Annotated in this window: 29 protein-coding genes; 8 read left to right on the plus strand and 21 right to left on the minus strand. The window is 67.7% G+C overall.

The genetic code is table 11. The annotated features are described in order from the left end of the window. Nucleotides 1-58 precede the first annotated feature (58 nt). From AC1DW3_RS24320 to hisF, 6 genes are all read right to left on the minus strand, one after another. On the minus strand, nt 59-1,393 hold the full coding sequence (locus AC1DW3_RS24320) for a DUF1501 domain-containing protein (RefSeq protein WP_477935743.1): 1,335 nt from the start codon (nt 1,391-1,393) through the stop codon (nt 59-61). Beyond that, nucleotides 1,390-3,126 (minus strand): DUF1800 domain-containing protein, encoded by a 1,737-nt coding sequence (locus AC1DW3_RS24325; protein ID WP_477935745.1) that lies wholly within the window; start codon nt 3,124-3,126, stop codon nt 1,390-1,392. Before AC1DW3_RS24325 ends, AC1DW3_RS24320 begins: the two co-directional genes overlap by 4 nt. Nucleotides 3,127-3,203: 77 nt before the next feature. Further along, nucleotides 3,204-3,461, minus strand: a complete 258-nt coding sequence (locus AC1DW3_RS24330) for a YfhL family 4Fe-4S dicluster ferredoxin (RefSeq protein ID WP_477935747.1) — start codon at nt 3,459-3,461, stop codon at nt 3,204-3,206. Nucleotides 3,462-3,463: 2 nt separating this feature from the next. Beyond that, nucleotides 3,464-3,964, minus strand: coding sequence for a pantetheine-phosphate adenylyltransferase (gene coaD, locus AC1DW3_RS24335; protein ID WP_477935748.1), 501 nt, complete (start codon nt 3,962-3,964; stop codon nt 3,464-3,466). After that, complete coding sequence (gene rsmD / locus AC1DW3_RS24340; RefSeq protein WP_477935750.1) at nt 3,961-4,509, minus strand: 16S rRNA (guanine(966)-N(2))-methyltransferase RsmD; 549 nt, start codon at nt 4,507-4,509, stop codon at nt 3,961-3,963. Before rsmD ends, coaD begins: the two co-directional genes overlap by 4 nt. Further along, nucleotides 4,510-5,271, minus strand: a complete 762-nt coding sequence (hisF, locus tag AC1DW3_RS24345; protein ID WP_477935752.1) for an imidazole glycerol phosphate synthase subunit HisF — start codon at nt 5,269-5,271, stop codon at nt 4,510-4,512. A gap of 111 nt (nt 5,272-5,382) precedes the next feature. Here hisF and AC1DW3_RS24350 point away from each other — a divergent pair, with 111 nt between their 5' ends. Next, on the plus strand, nt 5,383-5,985 hold the full coding sequence (locus AC1DW3_RS24350; protein ID WP_477935754.1) for a CHRD domain-containing protein: 603 nt from the start codon (nt 5,383-5,385) through the stop codon (nt 5,983-5,985). A 4-nt stretch (nt 5,986-5,989) separates the two neighbouring features. On the opposite strand, the gene hisA is transcribed toward AC1DW3_RS24350, so the two are convergent. Genes hisA through AC1DW3_RS24385 form a run of 7 tightly spaced genes read right to left on the minus strand, consistent with a single transcriptional unit; the run spans nt 5,990 to nt 10,669 of the window. Next, nucleotides 5,990-6,739 (minus strand): 1-(5-phosphoribosyl)-5-[(5-phosphoribosylamino)methylideneamino]imidazole-4-carboxamide isomerase, encoded by a 750-nt coding sequence (gene hisA / locus AC1DW3_RS24355; protein ID WP_477935756.1) that lies wholly within the window; start codon nt 6,737-6,739, stop codon nt 5,990-5,992. Between the two features lie 60 nt (nt 6,740-6,799). Beyond that, a complete protein-coding gene (gene hisH, locus AC1DW3_RS24360; RefSeq protein ID WP_477935758.1) occupies nt 6,800-7,447 on the minus strand; it encodes an imidazole glycerol phosphate synthase subunit HisH in 648 nt (215 codons plus the stop codon). After that, a complete protein-coding gene (gene hisB / locus AC1DW3_RS24365) occupies nt 7,444-8,040 on the minus strand; it encodes an imidazoleglycerol-phosphate dehydratase HisB (RefSeq protein ID WP_477935759.1) in 597 nt (198 codons plus the stop codon). The genes hisH and hisB overlap by 4 nt, the downstream gene beginning before the upstream one ends. Next, a complete protein-coding gene (gene hisC / locus AC1DW3_RS24370; RefSeq protein WP_477935761.1) occupies nt 8,037-9,116 on the minus strand; it encodes a histidinol-phosphate transaminase in 1,080 nt (359 codons plus the stop codon). The genes hisB and hisC overlap by 4 nt, the downstream gene beginning before the upstream one ends. Beyond that, complete coding sequence (locus AC1DW3_RS24375) at nt 9,113-9,541, minus strand: PIN domain-containing protein (RefSeq protein ID WP_477935763.1); 429 nt, start codon at nt 9,539-9,541, stop codon at nt 9,113-9,115. The genes hisC and AC1DW3_RS24375 overlap by 4 nt, the downstream gene beginning before the upstream one ends. After that, nucleotides 9,538-9,759 carry a CopG family transcriptional regulator gene (locus AC1DW3_RS24380; RefSeq protein WP_477935765.1) on the minus strand — a complete coding sequence of 74 codons (222 nt, stop codon included), beginning with the start codon at nt 9,757-9,759 and terminating at the stop codon, nt 9,538-9,540. Before AC1DW3_RS24380 ends, AC1DW3_RS24375 begins: the two co-directional genes overlap by 4 nt. A 58-nt stretch (nt 9,760-9,817) precedes the next feature. Further along, nucleotides 9,818-10,669, minus strand: a complete 852-nt coding sequence (locus AC1DW3_RS24385) for a substrate-binding periplasmic protein (RefSeq protein ID WP_477935766.1) — start codon at nt 10,667-10,669, stop codon at nt 9,818-9,820. Between the two features lie 88 nt (nt 10,670-10,757). Between AC1DW3_RS24385 and AC1DW3_RS24390 the strand changes: the two genes are divergently transcribed. Further along, a complete protein-coding gene (locus tag AC1DW3_RS24390) occupies nt 10,758-12,074 on the plus strand; it encodes a GNAT family N-acetyltransferase (RefSeq protein ID WP_477935768.1) in 1,317 nt (438 codons plus the stop codon). Nucleotides 12,075-12,077: 3 nt separating this feature from the next. Here the strand turns inward: AC1DW3_RS24390 and hisD are convergent, their stop codons facing one another. The 6 genes from hisD to AC1DW3_RS24420 all read right to left on the minus strand — a co-directional run bounded on the left by hisD (nt 12,078) and on the right by AC1DW3_RS24420 (nt 17,824). After that, nucleotides 12,078-13,385, minus strand: a complete 1,308-nt coding sequence (gene hisD / locus AC1DW3_RS24395) for a histidinol dehydrogenase (protein ID WP_477935770.1) — start codon at nt 13,383-13,385, stop codon at nt 12,078-12,080. Further along, on the minus strand, nt 13,382-14,050 hold the full coding sequence (gene hisG, locus AC1DW3_RS24400) for an ATP phosphoribosyltransferase (protein WP_477935772.1): 669 nt from the start codon (nt 14,048-14,050) through the stop codon (nt 13,382-13,384). The genes hisD and hisG overlap by 4 nt, the downstream gene beginning before the upstream one ends. Beyond that, nucleotides 14,047-14,289, minus strand: a complete 243-nt coding sequence (locus AC1DW3_RS24405) for a BolA family protein (RefSeq protein WP_056193694.1) — start codon at nt 14,287-14,289, stop codon at nt 14,047-14,049. Before AC1DW3_RS24405 ends, hisG begins: the two co-directional genes overlap by 4 nt. Before the next feature lie 137 nt (nt 14,290-14,426). Then, nucleotides 14,427-16,001: an outer membrane protein assembly factor BamB family protein gene (locus AC1DW3_RS24410; protein ID WP_477935774.1), complete on the minus strand. Its 1,575-nt coding sequence runs from the start codon at nt 15,999-16,001 to the stop codon at nt 14,427-14,429. A 150-nt stretch (nt 16,002-16,151) separates the two neighbouring features. Beyond that, a complete protein-coding gene (locus tag AC1DW3_RS24415) occupies nt 16,152-16,907 on the minus strand; it encodes an ABC transporter permease (RefSeq protein ID WP_477935776.1) in 756 nt (251 codons plus the stop codon). Then, on the minus strand, nt 16,904-17,824 hold the full coding sequence (locus tag AC1DW3_RS24420) for an ABC transporter ATP-binding protein (protein WP_477935778.1): 921 nt from the start codon (nt 17,822-17,824) through the stop codon (nt 16,904-16,906). The genes AC1DW3_RS24415 and AC1DW3_RS24420 overlap by 4 nt, the downstream gene beginning before the upstream one ends. Before the next feature lie 61 nt (nt 17,825-17,885). On the opposite strand from AC1DW3_RS24420, the gene AC1DW3_RS24425 reads away from it, so the two are divergent. The 4 genes from AC1DW3_RS24425 (at nt 17,886) to AC1DW3_RS24440 (ending at nt 20,415) form a co-directional block, all read left to right on the plus strand. Then, nucleotides 17,886-18,539 carry a TetR/AcrR family transcriptional regulator gene (locus AC1DW3_RS24425; RefSeq protein WP_477935780.1) on the plus strand — a complete coding sequence of 218 codons (654 nt, stop codon included), beginning with the start codon at nt 17,886-17,888 and terminating at the stop codon, nt 18,537-18,539. A gap of 10 nt (nt 18,540-18,549) precedes the next feature. Continuing rightward, a complete protein-coding gene (locus AC1DW3_RS24430; RefSeq protein ID WP_477935781.1) occupies nt 18,550-19,323 on the plus strand; it encodes a hypothetical protein in 774 nt (257 codons plus the stop codon). A gap of 204 nt (nt 19,324-19,527) precedes the next feature. Then, nucleotides 19,528-19,869 (plus strand): hypothetical protein, encoded by a 342-nt coding sequence (locus AC1DW3_RS24435; protein WP_477935783.1) that lies wholly within the window; start codon nt 19,528-19,530, stop codon nt 19,867-19,869. Nucleotides 19,870-20,061: 192 nt separating this feature from the next. Then, nucleotides 20,062-20,415 (plus strand): hypothetical protein, encoded by a 354-nt coding sequence (locus AC1DW3_RS24440; protein WP_477935785.1) that lies wholly within the window; start codon nt 20,062-20,064, stop codon nt 20,413-20,415. A 129-nt stretch (nt 20,416-20,544) separates the two neighbouring features. Here AC1DW3_RS24440 and AC1DW3_RS24445 read toward each other — a convergent pair whose 3' ends face one another. Further along, the gene (locus tag AC1DW3_RS24445; protein ID WP_477935787.1) at nt 20,545-21,966 is read right to left on the minus strand and encodes a wax ester/triacylglycerol synthase family O-acyltransferase; all 1,422 of its coding nucleotides are present in this window, start codon (nt 21,964-21,966) and stop codon (nt 20,545-20,547) included. 98 nt (nt 21,967-22,064) lie between these two features. Here AC1DW3_RS24445 and AC1DW3_RS24450 point away from each other — a divergent pair, with 98 nt between their 5' ends. After that, on the plus strand, nt 22,065-22,316 hold the full coding sequence (locus AC1DW3_RS24450; protein WP_477935789.1) for an acyl-CoA-binding protein: 252 nt from the start codon (nt 22,065-22,067) through the stop codon (nt 22,314-22,316). A gap of 40 nt (nt 22,317-22,356) precedes the next feature. On the opposite strand, the gene AC1DW3_RS24455 is transcribed toward AC1DW3_RS24450, so the two are convergent. Continuing rightward, entirely contained in the window at nt 22,357-22,686 is a 330-nt protein-coding gene (locus tag AC1DW3_RS24455; RefSeq protein WP_477935791.1) for a polyhydroxyalkanoic acid system family protein, read from the minus strand. 112 nt (nt 22,687-22,798) lie between these two features. Here AC1DW3_RS24455 and AC1DW3_RS24460 point away from each other — a divergent pair, with 112 nt between their 5' ends. Continuing rightward, the gene (locus AC1DW3_RS24460; protein WP_477935792.1) at nt 22,799-23,566 is read left to right on the plus strand and encodes a tetratricopeptide repeat protein; all 768 of its coding nucleotides are present in this window, start codon (nt 22,799-22,801) and stop codon (nt 23,564-23,566) included. Nucleotides 23,567-23,568 lie beyond the last annotated feature (2 nt).

The following is a 23,568-nucleotide window of genomic DNA, read 5'->3' on the forward strand; positions in this document are numbered from 1 at the left end:
TGCGGCCTTTCTGGCCACAACCCTTCGGGCAGGCCCATTGCCGTAGCGTTAACAGGCCCTAGGCCCAGCCGGCCAGGCGATCGAAGCCGCTGCCATGCGGCCACACGGCCGCCAGCGTCGTCGCATCGGCGCCGAACCAGCGCGCCAGCTCGGTGCCGAGCTGGTCGGTCGCCGTCGTCGGTAGCCACACGCCCTGGCCGACGTCGTCGGGGCCATTGATCGTCAGGTCGGGCATGCGGCCCAGCAGCTTGCCCCCATTTGACCCACGCGCCGCGCCGCCGACCACGAAGTGGTGGCTGCCCCAGCCATGGTCGGTGCCGGCGCCGTTGCTCGTCAGATTGCGGCCGAAGTCGCTGGCGCTGAAGAGGGTCACGCTGTCGGACAAGCCCTGGGCGGCCATGGCGGCGTTGAAGGCGGTGACGGCACCGTCGATCTCGGTGAAGTTCTCGTTCTGGCGCTGCAACTGGTCGTCGCCATGGGTGTCGAAGCCGCCAATGGACGTGAAGAAGCATTGGCGCGACAGGCCGAGCGCACTGCGCGCCGCGATGAGCTTGGCGGCCATGCCGAGCTGGCGACCCAGGCCGGCATCCGGAAAGGCGGTCGTGACGCTGCTGCTGGCCAGGGCGCCGGCCAGCGTGCGCTGCACCTCCAGGCTGCGGCTCATCATGTTGAGCCAGGTCTGCTCGAAGGGGTGGCTGCGCGCCTCGGCCAGCGTGGCGGCGACGGCAGCCGACAGCGGGTCACCGCCGGCCTTGGCATTGGGGTTGTAGAAGTCGAAGCCAAAGCGGCCCGAGGCCGACACCCGATAGGGCGTCAGCGCCTTGTCGCCGGCTTCCCAGATGTTGCCGCCGGACAGGCTGAGGGCCGCGTAGCCCCGATTCGTCTGGCCCTCGGCCACGGCCCGCTCCAGCAGCCGCCCGCCCCAGCCATTGCGCGGCGGCGCCTCGACGACACCGCTCTGCCAGGCGCCCTGCTGGTCGCTGTGCGAGAACAGGTTGTAGGGCAAGGGCACGCTGCGTGCGTCCCACTGCGCCTTGGTCGTCGGCACCAGCAGCGGGCCAATGTTGGCGATGACGCTGGCCTGGCCACCGTTGACCAGGCCTTGCAGGCCGGTGAAAGCCGGATGCAGGCCCAGGCCGGTAGCGTTGGAGAGTGTCAGCGGCAGCAGCGTGGCGCTGTCCAGCGCAAGGTTGGGCCGGGCGCGCTGGTAGGCGGCGTAGCGCGCGTCGGTCGGCACCAGCAGGTTGTTGCCGTCGTTGCCGCCGAACATGAAGACGCAGACCAGGGCGCGGTAGTCGCCCGCGGCTGGTGCCGTCTGGGCCAGGGCGCGCATCTGGGCCCAGGGGTTGAGCGCCGCGGCCGCGCCCAATTGGAGCAGGTGGCGGCGCTTCATCGTTGGATGACGTGGTCGGGGCTGAGGGCGGTCACGATCAGGGCAGCCTTGACCTTGTCGGTCTTGCCTTTGATCGCACCAACGAGGGTGTTGAGGCGCTCGCGCGTGCTGGCGCTCATGCCGAGGTTGAAGAACAGCAGGTCGAGGCGGTCGATCAGCGCCCCGGCGTCGAGGGCCGCGAGGCTGGCGAGATCGAGCTTGAGGCGGTGCTCCTCGGGCCAGCCATAGCCGCCGCCTTCGACGAGGTCGGCAAAGAAGTTCAGCGAACCGGCCACGGCCGCCTCGCCGCTGATCTGGAACTCGGGCGCCACCCAGCCCTGCGCCGCGATAGGCCCGGCGGGGCGGTAAGCGGGCGAATAGAAATTGAAGACGGAGGGCGCCAGCAACGGGCTCTGGCCGAGGGCGTCGTCGCTGCTGTCGAGGTACTGGATGCGGTTGAGGCCGCTGGCGCTCCTGGCCCCCAGGCCACGCAGCATGTTGGCGAAGCGGATGACGGGCTCGCGCTGCTTGGCGACATGGGCGGCGGGGTTGTCGCCGCGCGCCTCGGCGTCCATCAGCACGGCCCGCACGACCGCCTTCAGATTGCCACGCACGCCCGCGCCGTCGTTGACGAAGACGGCGGCGACGCGGCCCACATAGGCCGCGCTGGGATTGCTCGCCACCAGGCGCTGGATGAGCTGCTTGCTGAAGAAGGGCGGCACATTGGGGTGCTGGAAGATGGCGTCCAGCGCGTCCTTCATGTCCTGCTCGGGCGTCTGGCCGCCAGTCAGCGTCTTGCCGTCCAGCAGCAGCTTGTCACTCGGTGAGTGGTAGTTGGCCCAGGCCTTCATCGGCACCGTCCACAGCGCCTCGATGTTGTCGTCGTGGTTGTGGAACTGCGAGTTCTTGCTGTTGTCCAGCCCACCGAAGCTCCAGCCGCTGAAGGCCTTGGCAAAGCCCTTGACGACGGCCTCGTCATAGGTGGGCTGGCTCTTGCCTGCCGAGTCGAGCTTGGGGGTGCCGTCGGCATTGAGCTGGATGAGGCCGATGGAGAAGAGCTGCAGCACCTCGCGCGCGAAGTTCTCGTTGGGGTGGGTGCCCTTGCTCGCGTTCTCCTTCTCGCTCTCCAGCATGTTCAGGTAGTAGCCCATGGCAGGGTGCAGGGCCACATCCTGCAGCAGCGTGCGCCAGTTGCCGAAGGCGTTGCGGTTGAGCATGTCCAGATAGCTGCTCATGGCCGCGGGGCGGATGTCGGGCGCGATATTGCTGATGACGAAGATCTGCAGCAGGGCCCAGGTGACCCGCGCACGCAGTTGGTCCTCGCCGGTCAGCCATTGCTGCCAGATGGCCTCGTAGCTCATCTCCTCGCTGATCCGCGGCTTCTCGCCGGCGGGCTGGTCGCGGCCGCGCTGGGCGTTCAGATAGTCCAGGTGCAGGGCCGCGGGCCTGGCGAACTGCGCGGTCAGCCAGGCGTCGAAACCCTGGGCGACAAGGGCATCGACTTGGGGCCCGCCGGTCGCGCCGAAGCTCGCCTGGCTCAGGAAGCGGGCGGCGTCGCGCCGGCTGGGTGGCGGCGCGGGCGGTGCGCCCGGCGCGGGGTCGGGCGTGGCCGGCGTGGCGGTTCCGGGACCACCGCCACCGCCTCCGCCGCAGGCGGCCAGCAGCGCTACTGCCGCCAGGGCCGCCGAAGCCGTGCCCGCGCTCGGATCAGGCGGCGCCTGCTCGAGCTCCGTCGTATCTGCGTTGTTGTCCACCACGCTGCCTCCTGCGTCGCGGTGCGACTCTAGGCAGGCACGCCGCTTGCCGGCGTGAGCAATCGTGAGAGATGTTGCTAGGCCGCGGCCGTGCCCGTCAGGCGCTGGTACTTCTGCATCAGCGCCTCACGGCTCTCGATGTGGGCGGGGTTGATCGGGATGCAGGCGACGGGGCAGAGCATCACGCACTGCGGCTCGTCGAAATGGCCGACGCACTCGGTGCATTTGCTCGGCTCGATCTTGTAGAACTCTTCGCCCATCGAGATCGCGTTGTTCGGGCAGGCGGGTTCGCAGACGTCGCAGTTGATGCACTCATCAGTAATCATCAAGGCCATCGTCACTCCCCTTTCTTGCAGCGCTCATTCAAGCGCGCGAGAACTCCGGGCGACACGAACTCCGCCACCTCGCCGCCCAGCGTCGCGATCTCGCGCACGAAGGTGCTGGACGTGTACTGGTGATGTTCGCCTGGCGTCAGGAAGATGGTCTCGACCTCGGGCATGAGCTTGCGGTTCATGCCGGCCATCTGGAACTCGTACTCGAAGTCGCCGCCCGTGCGCAGGCCGCGCACGACGACGCGGCCGGCGTGGGTACGCACGAAATCGCGCAGCAGGCCGTCGAAGGCGATGACCTCGACATTGCCCAGCGGTGCCGCCACCTCCTGGGCCATGGCCAGGCGCTCCTCGAGCGTGAACAGGGTCTTCTTGTGGTGGCCGACAGCCACCGCCAGCACCAGGCGCTCAAACATGCCGGCGGCGCGGCGCATCAGGTCTTCGTGGCCCAGCGTGATGGGATCGAAGGTGCCTGGGTAGATGGCCGTGATGGTGATGCGCGAGGTCATGAGGTCGGATTGTCCTCGCGCCGCAGCAATTGGTAGTGCACGGCGCCGGCACGCCCCTGGCGCCAGGCGGTGAATCCGGCCGGTGCGGCGATCTCGTGGGGCGACTCGACATAGATCAGTCCGTCCTCCGCCAGCAGCGGCTGCGCAGCGGCCAGCGCGCGGCCGAACAGATCGTCCGCGAACGGCGGGTCCAGAAAGATCAGGTCGAAGCGGTCGGCGCTGGCCGTCATCCAGTTCAGCGCATTGGCGCGGTGGATGGTGATGGCCGTGGCCTGAAGGCGCTTCTGGCTGGCGCGCAGCCCGTCCACCAACGCGGCCTCGCGCTCGATCATCACCACCGCAAGCGCCCCTCGCGAGGCGGCCTCGAACCCCAGCGCGCCGCTGCCGGCGAAGGCGTCCAGCACGCGCCAGCCGTCCAGCGTCTGACCCAGCCAGTTGAAGAGGGTTTCACGGATGCGGTCGGCGGTGGGGCGCAGGCCCGGCAGGTCGGGAACCGGCAGCTTGGAGCGCTTCCACTGCCCGCCAATGATGCGAATTTCACCCATCTATTGCCGAACGGGGATGCCGCGAGCCGCCATCAGCGCCTTAGCCTCGCCCACCGTGTGCTCGCCGAAATGGAAGATGCTGGCGGCCAGCACCGCATCGGCACCACCCTTGGTGATGCCGTCGGCCAGGTCTTCCAGCGAGCCGACGCCGCCCGAGGCGATGACGGGCACGGGCACGGCGTCGGACACGGCGCGGGTCAATTCGAGGTCGAAGCCACTCTTGGTGCCGTCACGGTCCATGCTGGTCAGCAGGATCTCGCCGGCGCCGAACTCGGCCATCTTGCGGGCCCACACGACGGCGTCCAGGCCGACGTTCTTGCGGCCGCCATGGGTGTAGACGTCCCAACCCGAACCATCGGCACGGCGCTTGGCGTCGATGGCGACGACGATGCACTGGGCGCCGTATCGGTCGCTGGCAGCGCGGATCAGCTCGGGGTCGGCCACGGCCGCGGAGTTGAAGCTGACCTTGTCGGCACCCGCGTTCAGGAGGCGCCGCACGTCGGCCACGGCGCGCACGCCGCCGCCTACCGTCAACGGGATGAAGACCCGGCTGGCCACGGCTTCGATGATGGGCAGGATGAGATCGCGGCCATCGCTCGTCGCCGTGATGTCGAGGAAGGTCAGCTCGTCGGCGCCCTGCTCGTTGTAGCGGGCGGCGATGTCCACCGGGTCGCCCGCGTCACGCAGGCCGACGAAGTTGACGCCCTTGACCACGCGGCCGGCAGTGACGTCGAGGCAGGGAATGATTCGTTTGGCGAGCATGGGAGGGGGACGGAAAACCAGCCTGGATTATTCCTTTCCTGATTAGGTCTTCGCAGGGGCCGTGAAGCATCGCCCAATCGCGGCTGCTCAACCCACCCCACGGAGACGACGATGAGACTCACCGCCACTGCCCTGCTTGTCGCCGCGCTCGCGCTGGCTTTGCCAGCCGCCGCCCACGACACGGTGTACATCGGCAGCATGACCGGCGCCAAGGAGGCGCCAGCGAATGCGTCGCCCGGCACCGGCATGGCCACCGTCACGTTCAACGACCATGACCTGACGATGCACGTGCAGTTCGACTACACGGGGCTGCTGGGCACGGTGACGGCTGCACACATCCACTGCTGCACGGTGAACGCCGGGGCCGGCACGGCCGGCGTGGCCACCACCACGCCGACCTTCACGGCCATGGTGCTGGGCGGCACGTCTGGCAGCTACGACCACACCTTCGACATGACGCTGGCGGCCAGCTACAACTCCGCCTTCCTGAACAACGCCTCCACCTTCCACGGCGACACGGCGCTGGCCTTTGCCGGCCTGATGTCTGGCCTCGCGGACGGCAAGGCCTACCTGAACATCCATACCACCAACGTGCCCGGCGGCGAGATCCGCACCTTCTTCACGCTGGCCCCGGTGCCCGAACCCGAGACCTATGCGCTGATGCTGGCCGGCCTGGGCCTGCTGGTGCTGCGTCGCCGCAGCCTCCAACGCTGACCGGTCAGCCGGCCGCAGCGATCAACTCGTCCGCCCGCACCTGGGCGGCCGTGAAGTCCAGCGCGCCGGTGTAGATGGAGCGACCGCAGATGACGCCTTCGACGCCGTCGCCCATGACGGCGCACAGGCGTTCGATGTCCGCGATGTCCGAGAGGCCGCCCGAGGCAATCACCGGGATGGTGAGGGCCTGGGCCAGCTTGACCGTGGCCTCGATGTTGATGCCGGTCAGCATGCCGTCGCGGCCGATGTCGGTGTAGATGACGCCTTCGATGCCGTAGTCCTCGAACTTGCGCGCCAGGTCGATGACCTCATGGCCCGTGAGCTTGCTCCAGCCGTCGGTGGCAACCTTGCCGTCCTTGGCGTCCAGGCCCACGATGATGTGGCCGCCGAAGGCGCTGCAGGCGTCCTTCAGGAAGCCGGGGTTCTTGACCGCGGCCGTGCCGATGATGACGTAGGAGAGGCCGTCGTCCAGGTAGCGCTCGATGGTGTCGAGGTCACGGATGCCGCCGCCGAGCTGGATGGGGATCTCGTCCCCGATCTCCTTGATGATGGCCTTGATGGCCGGCTCGTTGACCGGCTTGCCCGCGAAGGCACCGTTCAGGTCCACCAGGTGCAGCCGCCGCGCGCCGGCGTCGAGCCAGCGGCGCGCCATGGCGGCGGGGTCTTCGCCGAAGGTGGTGGAGTCGTTCATGTCGCCTTGCTTGAGGCGGACACAGCGACCGTCTTTCAGGTCGATGGCAGGGATCAGCAGCATGGCCGGGGGCTGAGGGGCTGGAGGGGGAGGAAGGCGGAGGACGAGAAAGCGCAGACCCGTTCAGGGTTTCCAGTGCAGGAAGTTGCGATAGAGGGCGAGGCCCAGCGCGGCACTTTTCTCGGGGTGGAATTGGGTCGCAAAAATGTTATCCCGGGCCACCGCGCAGGTAAAGCGAGTGCCGTAGTCGGTCTCGCCGGCGCTGTGCTGCGGCAACGCGGTGGTCGCGTAGAAGCTATGGACGAAGTAGAACCAGCTCTCGTCCGGAATGCCATCCCACACCGGGTGGGCACGCGGCTGGTGCACGCGGTTCCAGCCCATCTGGGGCACCTTGAAGCGGCTGCCGTCCTCCTGCAGCCGGCCTTCCAGCCGGAAGCGCTGCWCGCGCCCCGGGATCAGGCCCAGGCCGGGGGTGTCCTGCTCCTCGCTGTGGTCCAGCAGCATCTGCATGCCGACGCAGACGCCCAGCAGCGGCTTGGTGGCGGCGGCCTCCAGCACGGCTTCCTTGACGCCCGAATCGGCCAATTCGCGCATGCAGTCGCGCATGGCGCCCTGGCCGGGCAGCACGACACGTTCGGCGGCGCGCACCACGGCGGGGTCGCAGGTGATGGCGACTTCGAAACCCTGGCCTTGGGCCGCATGGATGACGGCCTGGGACACCGAGCGCAGATTGCCCATGCCGTAATCGACGACGGCGACGGTTCGCGTCACAGCGATCCCTTGGTCGACGGGATGACACCCGCCGAGCGCGGGTCAGGCGTCGTCGCCATGCGCAGCGCGCGGCCGAAGGCCTTGAACATGGTCTCGGCCTGGTGGTGGGCGTTGTGGCCCTTCAGGTTGTCGATATGGACCGTGGCCAGCGCGGCGTTGGCGAAGCCCTGGAAGAACTCGAAGGTCAGCTGGGTGTCGAAGGCGCCGATGCTGCCGGCCGTGAACTTGACGTCCATGTGCAGGCCCGGGCGGCCCGACAGGTCGATGACGACGCGCGACAAGGCCTCGTCCAGCGGCACATAGCTGTGGCCGTAGCGCGTCAGGCCGGCCTTGTCACCGACGGCCTTGGCAACCGCCAGGCCCAGCGTGATGCCGACGTCTTCCACCGTGTGATGGCCGTCGATGTGCAGATCGCCTTCGCAGGCGATGTCCAGGTCGATCAGGCCGTGGCGGGCGATCTGGTCGAGCATGTGGTCGAAGAAGCCGATGCCGGTCTGCAGCTTGGACTGGCCCGTGCCGTCGAGGTTGATGCGCGCGGTGATGCGGGTCTCGCGGGTGTTGCGGGTGACTTCGGCGATGCGAGGGGCGTTCATAGACAGCTCGGGAGTTCAGCCAGCAGGCGGGTGTTTTCGTCGGGCGTTCCGACCGTGAGGCGCACACAGTTCGCGAGCAGCGGGTGCATGGCCGAGACGTTCTTGATCAGCACGCCCCGGGCCTTCAGTGCCGCGAAGGTGGCGGCCGCGTCCTGCACCCTCGCAAGGATCATATTGCCCTGGCTTGGCCATGGCGTGACACCGGGCATGGCCTGCAGGGCGCTGTAAAGGCGCTCGCGCTGCTGGCGCAGCTCGGCGGCTTGCGCGGCGTAGACGTCGGCATGCTCGAGCGCAAAGAAGGCGGCTTCCGCATTCAGCACGCTGATGTTGTAGGGCGGGCGCAGCTTCTCGACCTGCTCGACCAGCTCGGGCGCGCCCAGCAGATAGCCGATGCGCACGCCGGCCAGGCCAAACTTGCTCATGGTGCGCATGACCAGCACGTTCTTCTGGCGGGCCATCAGCGCCAGGCTGTCGGCGCTGGCGAAAGGCTGGTAGGCCTCGTCCATGACAACCAGGCCCGGCGCGGCCTGGGCGATGCGCTCGATGACGGCGGCGTCCCACAGCGTGGCGGTCGGGTTGTTGGGATAGGCCAGGTAGATCAGCGCCGGCTGGTGCTTCTCGATGGCCGCAAGCATGGCCACCTCGTCCAGCTCGAAGTCGTCGGCGCGCAGCGGCACGCCAATGAAGTCCAACCGTTGCTGGCGCGCCAGCGCCTCGTACATGACGAAACCGGGCAAGGGGGCCAGCACCGTCGCGCCGGGTTTGGCGACGGCGATGGTCAGCAGGCCGATCAGCTCGTCCGACCCATTGCCCAGGGTGACACCCACGTCGTCACCCACGCCGGCATGACGGGCCAGGGCCCGCGCCAGTTCGGCGGTGCGCTCGGCCGGGTAGCGGTTCAGCGCCAAGGCACCGAGGCGTGCGCCCAGGGCCTGCTGCAGCTCGGGCGGCAGGCGGTAGGGGTTCTCCATCGCGTCCAGCTTCAGCAGGCCGGTGCTGGGCTGCACGGCATAGGCGTGGGCGGCGCGCACGTCGGGGCGGATCCGGGCGAGGGCTTGGTCCAGCGAAGTGGTCATGGCGCGGTGACGAGAGGGTTGAGGACCTGCACGCTGTCGTAGACGGCGTCATGCGGCAGGGCGAGGCTGAGCAGGCGGGTGCAGCCCTGGGCCTTGGCGCTGGCGACGATGAGGGCGTCGGCAAACGGCAGGCCGAAGCGGCTTTCCAGCGACCAGGCGGATTCGACCGTCGCCTGGTCGACGCCCCAGGGCCGCCAATGCTGGTAGCGGCGCACCTCGGCGCGCACATCGCCCTGGGGCATGGGCGGGCTGATCTGGCGTGTGGCCAGCAGGTAGAAGTCGTTCAGCACCTGCACCGACACGCGGCCGGTGCGGGCGGCCCACAGCGACCGCAGCCAGGCCAGCACCTGCTCGCGCTCGGCGGGGCGGGCGCCGTCCTCGCTGAAGAGCAGGACCGAGGTGTCGACGAAGACGGGATCCTTCATCCCAGCACCTGTCTGCCGGGATAGGGATGCCCGTCCGAGGCCCAGGCGCGCTCACGATGCAGCCAGTCCTGCAAGGCGCGTTCATAGGCATCGTCATGCTGCATCTTCTCGGCCAGCAGTTCGCCGAGCAGGCGGGAGACGCTGGTGTTGCGTCGCGCCGCCTCCAGCCGGGCCCATTCGGCCACGGCGTCGTCCATAGACACGGTGACGTTCTTCATGAGCCGGAGATTACACGAAGTTCGTGTTGCACGAACTTCGTGTCCAAATAACCCGCACTTAAGGCCGATACCAGAGCTCGGGCTTGTCGAGTGGCGTCTGCGAAGGCATCAGTGGGTTGCGCAGCTCGATGATCCGCCGCGAGCCGAGCTTGGCGCGGGCCAGGTCTTCGCCGTGGTGTTTCATGAAGAGGCTGTCGAAGGCGCCGCTGGCGCGCAGGCGCTTCAGGCCCAACTCGATGGCGGCGGCCAGTTCGGGCTCCTCGAAGGAGACGAAGTAGTAGATGGCGGCCGGATAGTGCAGCCAGATGTTGGGCACGACGCTCAGGCCCTGGCCGTAGCGCTCCAGCTCCCACCAGACCTCCTCCACGGAGCGCGGGAAGCCGTCGGCGCGCCCCAGGCGCAGCTGCTTGAACATCGCGTCGTAGCTGGGCGACACGATGACGTTGAGGCCGTTGGCCTGCAGGATGCCCGTGTCGGGCCATTCCAGGCCCTGCACCATGGAGAAGCGCCGCAGCTCGTCGAGCGTCTGCACTTCGCCCATGCGTGAGGCCACCTCGGCCGATGCCAGCAACAGCCGCCAGCCGTACAGGCCCTTGAAGATGGGCACGCGGACGGGCTGGGCCTGCTGCTCGCGCTCGACCGAGGTCATGGTCCAGAGCACATCCAGCTGGCGGTGCCGGCCCAGCTCCTGCAGCGCGCGGTTCTGCGGAATCAACCCGGCCGTGGGATTCAGCGTGACCGGCATGCCGGCTGCGGCCAGGGCCTGCTCCAGCAGCACGGCGGCATAGCTGTGCTCCGTCTCGGCTTTGGGCGAGACATGCGGAATGCGCAGGCGACGCGGCGCGCCATGGGCGGCGGCAAGCGGAACGGCGCCCGAAGACAGCAGGAGATCGCGGCGACGCAGAGGCATGCGCCAGCGTAGCCGAATCGACACTGCCTATCCAATCCTGAGATGCCGCCTGCGTTAGCCTTTGCATCCCGTCGTCACCCCTTCATCGATGCCTTTGTCACCTCTCGCCAAGAAGCCCCTGCAAGCCACCGTCGCCAAGCTCAAGCGCACCGGCCGCGCCCTCGGCAAGCTCAAGCCCCAGCAGGTCAATCCCGTCCAGGCCCTGCAGGACATCAAGGCCCGGCGCGTCGCACGGCGCACAGCCTCCGGCCTGCAGCTGGTGCTGGCCGACCGCGTCGACTTCCTGAACCCCGTGCACTGGGACGCGCTGGCCGCGCAGACGGTCTTCCTGTCCCGCGACTATCTCCGCGTGCTGGAGCAGCATGCGCCAGACAACGTCGAGCCGCGCTATGCCATGGCCTATGCCGATGGCGTGCCGGTGGCGGCCCTGTTGCTGCAGCGCGTGGCCGTGGGCGGCGCCCAGTTGCGCAAGCCCGGCAGCAAGAAAAAACTGGTCGATGCACCCATGGCCGGGCTCAAGGAACATCTGCTGGTCTGCGGCAATCTGCTCGTCTGGGGTGCGCGCGCCATGGCGCTGGCGCCGCACGCCGATGAGGGCCAGCTCTGGCATGCGGTCTGCGAAGCCATCTACAGGCTGCGCCGCGCCGACAAGCTGGATGGCCAGTCCGACTTCGCGTTGATCAAAGATCTCGGCATGGCCCTCGAAGAAGTGCCGTCGGCGCTGCGCCTGCTGGGCTATCGCAGCGTCGAGACCGAGCCCGACATGGTGCTGACGCTGCGCCCCGAATGGCGCAGCTGGGACGACTACCTGGCCAGCATGACCTCGGGCTATCGCAGCGCCGCCAAGAAGCTCATCAAGGACTGCGCCGGCGCGGGACTGACGTTGCGGCTGGCGACCGCCGAGGAGATGCTGGCGCGCGCCGACGAGCTGCACGCCCTTTACGGCCAGGTACACCAGGCACAGGGCCTGCGGCTGGCGACGCTGTCACCGCACTACCTGCCAGCGATGGCGAAGGCGCTGGGCACGCGCTTCCGCTGCCGCGTCGCCGAAACGGCCGATGGCCGCTGGCTGGGCTTCGTGACCAGCGTGCATGACGGTGCCACGGCGCTGGGCTACTACATCGGCTACGACCGCGCTGCCAATGTCGATGCGCCCATCTATCTGACGCTGCTGCAATCCACCGTGCAGGACGCCATCGCCTTCGGCTCGGCCCGGCTGAGCCTGGGGCGCACGGCGCTGGAGCCCAAGGCCAAGATGGGCTGCAAGCCCGAGCCGCTGAGCTGCGCGGTGCGGCACCGCGTGTCGGCGCTGAACTGGATCACCACCGCCCTGACCAAGACGGCCGAACACGACGAGCCGCCGGAGCGCAGCCCGTTCAAGGCTGCGCCGAGCGAGTCGTCCTGAGAGTCATTTCAAGCGCATCTCGGCCGCACGTGCATGGGCCTGCAGGCCCTCGCCGTGAGCCAATTCGCTGGCGATACGGCCCAGGGCCTGCGCGCCCTCGGCGCTGACTTCGATAAGGCTGCTGCGCTTCTGGAAGTCGTAGACCCCCAGCGGCGACGAGAAGCGTGCGGTGCCGGCCGTGGGCAGCACATGGTTGGGGCCGGCGCAGTAGTCGCCGAGCGATTCGCTGGTGTAGGCCCCCATGAAGATGGCACCGGCATGGCGCAGCAGCGGCTCCCAGCGCTGCGGTTCGGCGGCGCTGATCTCCAGGTGCTCGGGTGCGATGGCGTTGCTGATCTCGCAGGCCTCTTCCATCGAGCGCGTCAGGATCAACGCGCCGCGGCCGGCCAGCGAGGCGCGGATGACGGCCTCGCGCGGCATCTCTTCGACAAGACGCTCCATGCTGGCGCTGACGGCATCCAGGAAGGCAGCGTCCGGGCTGAGCAAGATGCTTTGGGCCAGCTCGTCATGCTCGGCCTGGCTGAACAGGTCCATGGCCACCCAGTCGGGCGGCGTCGTGCCATCGGCAATGACGAGGATCTCGCTGGGGCCGGCAATCATGTCGATGCCGACCTGGCCAAACACATGCTTCTTGGCCGAGGCGACGTAGGCGTTGCCAGGGCCGGTGATCTTGTCGACGCGCGGGATGGTGGCCGTGCCGTAGGCCAGGGCCGCGACGGCCTGCGCGCCGCCGATGGTGAACACGCGGTGCACGCCGGCCACGGCCGCAGCAGCCAGCACCAGCGGGTTGCGCACGCCGTCAGGCGTGGGCACGACCATGATGATCTCGCCAACGCCCGCGACCTGTGCGGGGATGGCGTTCATCAGCACGCTGCTCGGATAGGCCGCCTTGCCGCCCGGCACATAGATGCCGACGCGGTCAAGCGGCGTGACCTTCTGGCCGAGCAGGTTGCCGTCCTCGTCGCGGTAGCTCCAGCTGCGCCCGCAGGCCTCCATCTGGCGCTCGTGATAGGCCCGCACGCGCTTGGCGGCGGCCTGCAACGCGGTGGCCTGGGCCGGCGTGATCGAGGCCAGCGCGGCCTGCAAATCCGCCTGCGTGATCTCCAGCGCGGCGACCTTGTCGGCCGTCACGCGGTCGAAGCGCGCGGTGTAGTCCAGCACGGCAGCATCACCCCGCTCGCGCACATCGGCCAGGATCTCGGCGACGCGGGCTTCGATGGCGGCATCGTCCGCGGCCGACCAGAAGCGCAGGCGCTCGAACTCGGTCGCGAAGTCGGCATCAGCCGTGGAGAGTTGGCGAACGAGTTTCATGCGATGGCCGAGGCAAAGGCGTCGATCAGCGGACGCAGCGCGTCGCGCTTGAGCTTGAGTGCGGCCTGGTTGACGACGAGGCGGGACGAGATGTCCATGATCTGCTCGACCTCGACGAGCTTGTTCGCCCGCAGCGTGCCGCCGGTGGAGACCAGGTCGACGATGGCCTCGGCCAGCCCCGTCAGCGGGGCCAGCTCCATGGAGCCGTAGAGCTTGATGAGGTCGACGTGCACGCCCTTGTCGGCGAAATGCTGGCGCGCGATCTCGGTGTATTTGGTGGCGACGCGGATGCGCGAGCCCTGCTTGACGGCCGCGGCGTAGTCGAAGTCGGCGCGCGTGGCCACGCTCATGCGGCAGCGGGCGATCTTCAGGTCCAGCGGCTGGTAGAGGCCATGCGAGCCGCCCTGGGCCAGGGCCTGCTCATGCAGCACGTCGCGGCCGGCCACGCCGAGGTCGGCGCCGCCGTATTGCACATAGGTCGGCACATCGCTGGCACGCACCAGCACCACGCGCACGCCGTCTCGGTTGGTCGGCAGGATGAGCTTGCGCGAGGTCTCGGGGTCTTCCAGCACCTCGATGCCGGCGGCGCGCAGCAGCGGCAAGGTCTCTTCGAAGATGCGGCCCTTGGAGAGCGCGAGGGTCAGGCCGCGGTCAACGGCGCTCATTGGGCGCTCCACTCTTCGGGGCTGAGCGTCTTCATCGACAGCGCATGGATCTGCTCGCGCATGCGCTCGCCCAGGGCCGCGTAGACACGCTGGTGGCGCTTGATGCGCGAGAGGCCGTTGAACTCGTCCGACACGATGGTGGCGAAGAAGTGGCGGCCGTCGCCCTCGACTTCCAGATGCGCGCAGGGCAGGCCTGCGGCAATGAAATCGCGCACTTCTTGCGGGGTCGGGTCGGCCATCACGGGTCCTTGGGAGAAACCCGGGATTTTAGAGAGGGTTCGCGCGGCGCCCTTCGGCGCTGCGCAAAGCACCCTTTAGAGAGGGTTCGCGCTGCCCTCTTCGGGCATGCGCAAAGCACCCGTCAGAAACGCCGGCCTCACTGCAGATTGAAGGCCCGCATGCCGCCGTCGAAGTGCCTCTGGACATACAGGGCACCGTTGGGCGACAACGTCATGGGGCCGCCGCCGTTGTCCCGCCAGACTTCCTTGCGCGTCGTCAGGTCGACGGCAAGGGTCCGCCAGAAGTTGGACACGAAGGCGTGCTTGCCGCTGACCACCAGCCCACCCTCGAAGTCACCCAGCCCCGACTCGCCGCTCATCCACGTCCACAGCACTTCTCCGGTGTCCGGTGAACGGGCTTCCAGCCAGGAGCCGTTGACGATGTAGATGGCGTCGTTCCCGACCACGGCATGGCTGCTGAAACGCGAGCCGACCACATTCCACAGCACGCTGCGCTTCACGGTGTCGAAGGCGATCAGCCGGGAAACGAAGGGAGTCCCGCTCCAGGGGGACCACAAGGCGAAGTAGACGCGGCCATTGGGGCCCAGCACGGGCGCCTGCTGCAGAGACGGCGGCACATAGCCTTCGCTGGGTGCTGCGATCCAGAAGAGCCGCACCCCTGTGTCCCGGTCGAAAACCTGCAGGCTGGGCTGCTGGATGAAAAAGCCTGCCTGCTGATAGATGTAGACATGGCGGTCATCCACCGCCGGTGAACACAGCGGGTTGCCGCCAATCCCGTCCAGACTCGCCGTCCACTCCTTCGTCAACGTCTTCGCATCGAAGCGGCTCATCGAGTAGGCGGACTCGCATACGTAGACCTTGCCGTCGCGAACGACTGGGTTGGCGCTGGTCGACACACGGTCTCTCAACTGGACCTGAGCCAGCGGCTGGCCCGACGTGACGTCGAAGCTGCGCAAGGTGCTGACGGCGGGAGACTCGCGCGAGGTGGTGATCATGAACACGCGATCTCCGGCCCAGGTGGGGCCAGTGACTGGCGCGTCCTCAAAATTGCGCTGCCAGGTCTGCGTGCCGTCGCGCTCGCTGTACGCCGTCAGCGTCGTCCAGCCCGTGACAAACAGCTGGCCGCCGCCCGCAGCCGAAGGCAGGCTGGCAAAGGCATTCGCATTGCTCCAGCGCCTGTTGAAGCGGGAGGGGTCGAGCACGGCGCTCGACAGGGCGTTGTGACCGGCGCTGCCGAAGTGGTTGCTCGAGTCCGGCAGGGGAGCCAGCACATGCGCATCCGTCTCGGGCCGCACCGTGAAGCTGTAGCTCAGGTTCCAGGGGGAACCGGCGACGGGCCTGGCGCAGGTGCGGGGGTCGTCCAGACAGGCGCGCACGACGATGGCGCCCTTGTGCACGCCGGCACCCAGGGTCGGCGCCACCTTGAGCGTGGCCTTGAACGTCGTGCTGCTGGTTTGCATGATCTGCGCGTCGGGCTGCAACACGCCGGTCGCGTCGACCACACCGACATTGACCTGGCTGCCCGGGTCCGGCAGCACGCCCCCAGCGGTTGCGGCAACCTCGAAGGTCGGCCCTTCGCCTTGGTAGAAGCTCGCTTCGAGCGTCCCCGGCGTGAAAGCCAATTGCATGCCTTGCGGCGCTGGCGTCGACCCCGAGCCGCCACCGCCGCAGCCGACCAACACCAGGCCCAGCAGGGCATATCCAAGCTTCAATCCCACAGTCCTCCCTCGCGCGCCGGCAGCGTCATGCGGTGCCGAGTCAGCGCTGATCTTTTTGGTGAATCCGAAATCGTAGGGGCGGCAGCCCGGCGAAATGGCCGCGGCGCACCGATACGAGGGCCCCTCAGTCGAGGGTCTCGCCCCTCATGACCTGATCTTGTAGCCCCGCTTCAGCAGCGACAAGGCCAGCCCGGCGGTGACCGCGAAGCTCACGCCGACGACGCCCAGGCTCAGCCACGGCGACACATCGCTGACCCCGAAAAAGCCGCGACGGAAGCCGTCGATCATGTAGAAGAAGGGGTTCAGGTGGCTGATGCCCTGCCAGAAGCCGGGCAGCGAATGCACCGAGTAGAAGACGCCCGACAGGAACGTCATCGGCATGATGATGAAGTTCTGGAAGGCCGCGAGCTGATCGAACTTCTCGGCCCAGAGGCCGGCGATGAGCCCAAGCGTGCCCATCAGGCCGGCGCCCAGCACCGTGAAGGTCAGCACCCACAGGACGTTGTCCAGGCCCGGCGGCGCGAACCAGGCCGTCACCAGCAGCACGCCCGCCCCCACCGCCAGGCCGCGCACGACGGCGGCGCCCACGTAGGCGACGAACCAGGCCGAAGGCGACAGCGGCGTCAGCAGCAGGAAGATCAGGTTGCCGGTGATCTTGCTCTGGATCAGGCTGGACGAGCTGTTGGCGAAGGCGTTCTGCAGCACGCTCATCATCACCAGGCCGGGGATCAGGAACTGCGTGTAGCCGACGCTGTCGTAGACCTTCACATGGTCTTCCAGCGTGTGGCCGAAGACGAGCAGGTACATGACGGCCGTCAGCACCGGGGCGCAGACGGTCTGGAAGGCAACCTTCCAGAAGCGCAGCACTTCCTTCTTGAAGAGGGTGGAGGCGCCATTCATGCGTGTTCTCCCTGCATGATTTCAAGGAACACGTCTTCGAGGTCGGCACGGCCGATCTCCAGGTCTTCGACGGGCACGCCCGCGGCGCGCAGCGCGGCCAGCGTGGTCTCGACCTCGGCGGCGTCATGCGCCGTCACCTGCACGATGCGGCCCGTCACCCGGGCGCGCGCCGCAATGTCCGGCGGTAGCGCCGCATCGGTCTTGAAGCGCAGCATCGTCGATGCGGTGCCGGCCAGCAGCTGCGAGGTGCGGTCCAGCGCGACGATGCGGCCGTTCTTCAGCATGCCGATGCGCTGGCACAGGGCCTCGGCTTCTTCGAGGTAGTGCGTCGTCAGCAGCACCGTGTGGCCTTCCTTGTTGAGGCGGGCGATGAACTGCCACAACGTCTGGCGCAACTCGACGTCGACACCGGCCGTCGGCTCGTCCAGCACGATGACGGGCGGGCGGTGCACGAGGGCCTGAGCCACCAGCACGCGGCGCTTCATGCCACCCGACAGCTGGCGCATGTTGGCGTTGGCCTTGTCGGTCAGGCCCAGGTTGTGCAGCAGCTCGTCGATCCAGTCGTCGTTGCCATGCACGCCGAAATAGCCGCTCTGGATGCGCAGCGACTCGCGCACGCTGAAGAAGGGGTCGAACACCAGTTCCTGCGGCACCACGCCCAGGGCCTTGCGGGCAGCGGCGTAGTCGTCGACCACATCGTGGCCCATCACGCGCACACGGCCCTCGGTGGCCTTGGCCAGGCCGGCCAGCACGCTGATCAGCGTCGTCTTGCCGGCGCCGTTGGGCCCCAGCAGGCCGAAGAATTCACCGCAATGGATGTCGAAGCTGACGCCGTCCAGCGCCTTCACCTGCCCTCCCCGGTATGTTTTCTTGACGTTCTCGAAGGAGATGGCGGGCGGGGAGGCTGAATTCGGCATGGGGCGCGATTCTAAAAGTCGTCCCTATTTCGGTGCTGATCGCTGCCAGAATGCCCTGAGCATGCCGACCCCCAAACGCCCCCGCCGCACCGCCGAACGCATCCTGGAGGTCACCCTGGAGCTCTTCAACAGCTTCGGTGAGCCCAATGTATCGACGACGCTGATCTCGGCCGAACTGAAGATCAGCCCGGGCAATCTCTACTACCACTACCCGGCCAAGGACGAGCTCGTCAATGCGCTGTTCGGCCGCTACGAGGCCGAGCTCAACGAGTTGCTGGCCGCCGCCGACAACGTGCGCAATGTGGAGGACGCCTGGCTGTTCTTCCACATGCTGTTCGAGCTGATCTGGAAGCACCGCTTCCTCTACCGCGACCTGAACGACCTGCTGTTCAAGAACCGCCGACTGGAGACGCACTTCCAGACGCTGCTCGCAGGCAAGGAGCAGGCCATGCGCCATGTGCTGTCGGGCCTGCACCTGGGCGGCGCGCTGAAGATGGACCTGCGCGAAGCCGCACCAACGGCCAACGCCATGGTTGTCGTCGTCAGCTACTGGCTGAGCTACGAATACGTGCGCGACCCGCGCCGTGCACTGGAGCCCGACCGCGCGGGCGCCGCACTGATGCGCGGCGCCTTCCACGCGCTGAGCCTGCTGCTACCCTACCTTGAGCCCGCATCCAAGGATCATCTGTTCAAGCTCGCCGGCAACTACCAATAGGAGACAAGCCATGGCCAAATGGACCGCCTTTCCCTACGACAACAGCGCCTTCGTCTACACCCCAGCCACGCTGAAGAAGCACTGGGCGCGCCTGCATGCCGGCGATGCCGAGCCCTTCCCCAAGGACGCAGTCGTCGTGCAGGCCTGGATCCATTTCCACGCCGGTGAATTCCAGGCTGCCTATGACGCGGGCCTGGCCGCCGGTGGCGCCGGCATCACGGTCGCCAACAAGGCCCAGGGCATCTACGCCAACTACCTCGAGAAGAAGGAGAAGGTGAAGCTGGAGATGTTCCTGGAGATCGCCGAGCGTGCCGAAGCGCAGCAAGGCGAGGAGCCCAAGAATCCCAACGCTTACTACTGGCAGGCCTATGCGATCGGTCGCTACGGCCAGGGCATCAGCGTCGCCAAGGCGCTGGCCCAGGGCCTGGGCAGCAAGGTCAAGAACGCGCTCGAAACCACCATCGAGCTCGCACCCAAGCATGCCGACGCCCACATCGCGTTGGGCGCCTTCCACGCCGAGGTCATCGACAAGGTCGGCAAGCTGCTGGGCCGCACCCAGGGTGCCGACACGGCCACCGGCCTGAAGATGTTCGAGCAGGCCATCAAGCTCAACCCGACCAGCGCCATCGCGATGATCGAGCGCGCCAACGGCCTCGTCATGCTGGAGGGCGACAAGCGCATGAAGGAAGCCGAAAAGCTGTACGCCGACGCGGCCGGCTGCGACGCGATGGACGCAATGGAGCTGCTCGACATCGAGCTCGCGAAGGAAGAACTCGAGGAGTGAGCGCGGACCGAGGACAGGACCTGCGTCCTGTCCGACGCCTCGCGAACGCCCGCTTCTTTGCAAAGAAGCGGGCATAAGTCACGATGCCGACAACCGGTCGTGAACTCCGTCACAACCCGATCTCCCGCGCCTCCGGGGGTGCAAGTCTGCGCACGGCGGCGTAAGCTTCGTCTCCATCAGCCACCCCCCAAACGAGACCGCACCATGAAGTTCCTGATCCCCGCTTTCGCTGCCGTCACCGTCTTTGCCGCCCAGGCCGCCAACAACGCGACCCCCGAGCAAGCCGAGCTGCGCGCCGAGTGCGCCAAGAGCTACACCGACACCAGCAGCATCGGCACGCCGGTCTCGTCCAACGAATACCAGTTCGTCTACGCCAACGGCAAGTACAAGGGCGAAGCCAAGCCCGGCAAGCTGCTGGCTTGCACCGAAGGCCAGTACGCCGCCTACCTGGACAAGGCCGATCCGGCCAAGGTGATGGCTGCCTACCCGACCGCCGCCGGCCGCCCGACCGCGCCCAAGAAGAAGGCCGAGCCCTTCCGTCTGTGATTCGCTCGTGAATCGCTGCTGATCGTTTAGACCCTTCGGCAAAACAAGGCGCTCTTCGGAGCGCCTTTTGTTTTTTGCGGCGCGTCCCCCGACAAGCTGCGAGCCGTTGAGAACGGGGGGCACAGCACGCGTGCATTTGCGGCCGGCTAGGCGTAATCTCCCACCACTGCCTCTGGCAGTTTGGAGGTCGCCATGAGAACCCTCGCAGCCGCAATTGCCGCTCTGGTGTCTGCCCTCCCCGCCTTTGCCGACACGCCTGCCGACTACGCGCAGGCGACGTTGCGCGAAGGCTGCGCGCAGAGCTACGCCAGCTACAGCGCCTACTACCCGACCGGCAGCCCCGCCCCGGCGTTCAGCGGTGAACGCTACAAGGGCGACAACCGCTACTACAACAACGCCCAGCCCTGCGACGAAGCGCAGTACGCCGCCTACCTCGAGAAGGCGGACCCGGCCACGGTGACGATGGCCTACCCGACCGGGGCCGGCAAGAAGGCCAAGGCGAAGAAGCCCGGCGCCGCGGCGTCTGGGCCCGTGAAGGCCAAGTGAGTTTGCCCCCCGGGCCGAGCGCCGGGCCGCTCCCTAGCCGGCCCGCCACGGCGATGTGCGTGTCGGTCGATCCGACACGCATCGCCGTCACCTCGGGGGACCGGCCAAGGTACTCCTTGGACGAGGGGCTCAGGCTTCCCAGGGCATCATCAGCGACAGCATCAGCAGCTTCTCGAACTCCGGTGCGAAGTTGGCGATGATGGCCTCGGGGTCGGGGCACAGGCCGGTGTCGGTGATGAGGCCGAACTGAACGCGGCCGGCATAGGTCAGGATGCTGACCCCCATGCCGATGTCGCCGGACTGCGGCACCCAGAACATCACCTTCTCGACCGTCGAGCCGCAGAACTTCAGCGCCTCGGCCGGGCCGGGCACATTGGTCATGACCGCCGTCGCCTTCTTGGCGAAGAGGTTGAGCATCGCGTGCTGCACCGGCTTGATCAGCAGGCCGGCCACCGACAGCAGCCCGAAGGCCATCACCGGCTGGAAGCTGCCCTTCAGCTCGCTCATGCGTGCCCGCACCGCGAACAGCCGCTCGATGGGGTTGGCGATGCCGATGGGCAGCACCAGCGGCACGAGGCCGAAACGGTTGCCGAGCTGCCAGGCCTGCTCCAGCGGGCGCAGGTTGACCGGCACCATGGCGCGGATCTCCTTGCCCGCCGGGTCCTCGCCCTTGTCGGCGAGATAGCGGCCGATGGCGCCGGCCGCGCAGGCCAGCAGCACGTCGTTGATGGACGCGCCCAGCGCCTTGCCGACGGCCTTGACCTCGTCCAGCGCCAAGCTGTCGTCCCAGGCCACCGTCTTGGTGGTGCCGGGCTTGCCCTTGAGGCGCGTCGGCGAGTCGTCGGGCATCAACGCAAAGGCCGCCACGTCGGACACGGCCTGGTAGCCCATGCGGGCCATCTCCAGCGATGAATCCATCGGCGTGTCACCGCGCATGGCCAGGTCCACCCCTTTGGCCACGCCCTTGCCCGTCATGCCGATGGCCTTGACGGTCAGGTTGCTCATGGGGCGCAGGAAGGCGTCCAGCAGCCAGTCGGCTTCTTCCGGCTCCTTCGCCGCGCGCTTGGGCGGCGCCTTGCCGCCGTCGGTGATGGACAGCATGACGGCGATCAGCGCAATGCCGTCGGCGATGCAGTGATGGATGCGGGCGATCAGCGCGCTGGTGCCGTCACCCATGTCCTCGATGAGCTGGAACTGCCACAGCGGGTGAGCCGGGTCCAGTGCTTCAGAGCACAGCTCGCCCACGCGCTCACGCAGCACCTCGTCGCGGCTCTGGCCGCGCAGCGGCAGCGGCACCTCGGCGACGACATGGCGGGCGATGTCGAAGTCGCGGTCCGTCACCCATTGGGCACCGAGCAGGGCGTCCTCGACGACCCTCTGCCGGAAGCGCGGGTACTGCAAGAGCCGCTCGGCCACCCGCTCGCGCAGGGCGGCCAAAGTGATGCCGGGGCGGATGGACCAGACCCCGACGATCATCATCAGATTGGCCTCGGTGTCCATGCGCAGCCAGGCGGTATCCACCTTGGACATGCGTTCGCTGCTGGGGCCCATGCGTCTCCTCGGAATCGTTATTGGCCGGGCCTAAACTCGGCGGCCCGTCGTTCGATTGTGACCAAGTCGAACCCCGCGAATCAGCCTGGAGAACCCCCGTGAGCCTGAAAGACCAATTCGAAGCCGCCGTTGCCGGCTCCAAGGACCTGCCCGAGCGGCCGGACAACATGACGCTGCTGAAGCTCTATGCCCTCTACAAGCAGGGCAGCGCCGGCGACGTCGACGGCAAGCGCCCCGGCTTCACCGACATGGTCGGTCGCGCCAAGTGGGACGCCTGGAACGAACTCAAGGGCACGTCGACCGATGACGCGATGCAGCAGTACGTCGATCTCATCGAATCTCTGAAGTAAGCGGCTCCACCGCCTCACCAGGAACCGGCCGGGCGTTTGCTCAGGCCGGTTTCTTTTTGGCCGCCGCCTTTTTCTTGGCCCCGGCCGCCAGCAGCGCGTCGAGTTCCTTCTCGATCTCGCCCTCGATGGTCTTCTTGAAGGCCCCGAGCAGGAAGCCGAGCTGGGCGACCAGGTCGAAATGATCGGCCGCCACGGTCAATTCGCCCTTCACGCCGGAGCGCGTGAACTCCACGGTGTCGCCGTCGTCGCCCTCGTGCACCGTGCATTCCATGTCGAACTTCTCTTCGACCTGCTCGGCCCACTTCCAGGCAATCTCGCGGGCCTTCTTCAGGCCCAGCTCGTGGTCTCGGTGGATGCGGATCTCAGCCATCGGCGGCTCTCCTTGTCTCGTGCCGCGCACTCTACCGCCGGCGTCGCATTTGCACGCATACTTCGCCGCCTAAAAGCCTGGCGCCAAGCCAGCTGAAGTCCAGGGAGGATCCATGCGCCTTGCCGACCCCGACCCGCTCGTCCAGGACCCGCTCATCGAGGGGCTGGTGCATTTCCGCGCGGCCGAGCCCGATCACGAGCAGGCCGTCTACTGGTTCCGCGTCGCCGCCGATGCGGGCGACGCCGAAGGCATGGCGCTGCTCGCCCTTTGCCAGCTCGAGGGCACGGGCCTGCCGCGCGACCCCGCCAAGGCTCGCGAGGGCATGGAGAACGCGTCCAGGGAAGGCAGCCTGACGGCCAAGTTCCACCTGGGCCGCATCCTCGTTGCCGGCTGGGGAGGCGACCCGGACGCGCCGCGCGGCGTGGCCCTGTACACCGCCGCCGCGGCCATGGGCCATGCCGACGCCACCTTCAACCTCGCCAGCTGCCTGGACGCCGGCTGGGGTTGCCAACCGGACAAGCTGGCTGCCAAGGCCTTGTTCATGCGCGCCCGCGCCATGGGCAGCCCGCTGAAGGCGCCGGGCCTGCGCATCCGGGAGCGCGAACTGGACGCCGTGCGCGAACTCGCGCGCCGCCTCGAGGTGGGCAGCGAACTGGGCCGCATCATCGAAGAGCGCCAGCACGAGATCGCGCTGATTCACGACCTCTCCGGCAACCCGGCACGCAAGGCCATGCTGAACGCCCGCCAGCGCCGCCGCCTGCTGCACCTCGCCAGCATCACGGCCGTCATCGCCGGCCTGGCTGCCGCGCTGGCTGGCCTGTTCGGCTGGCGTAACAACCAACCGCTGGGCCATGATTCCGGTCCCACCTCCATCGCCTGAAC

It is taken from the genome of Roseateles sp. P2_H4, from assembly GCF_056403315.1.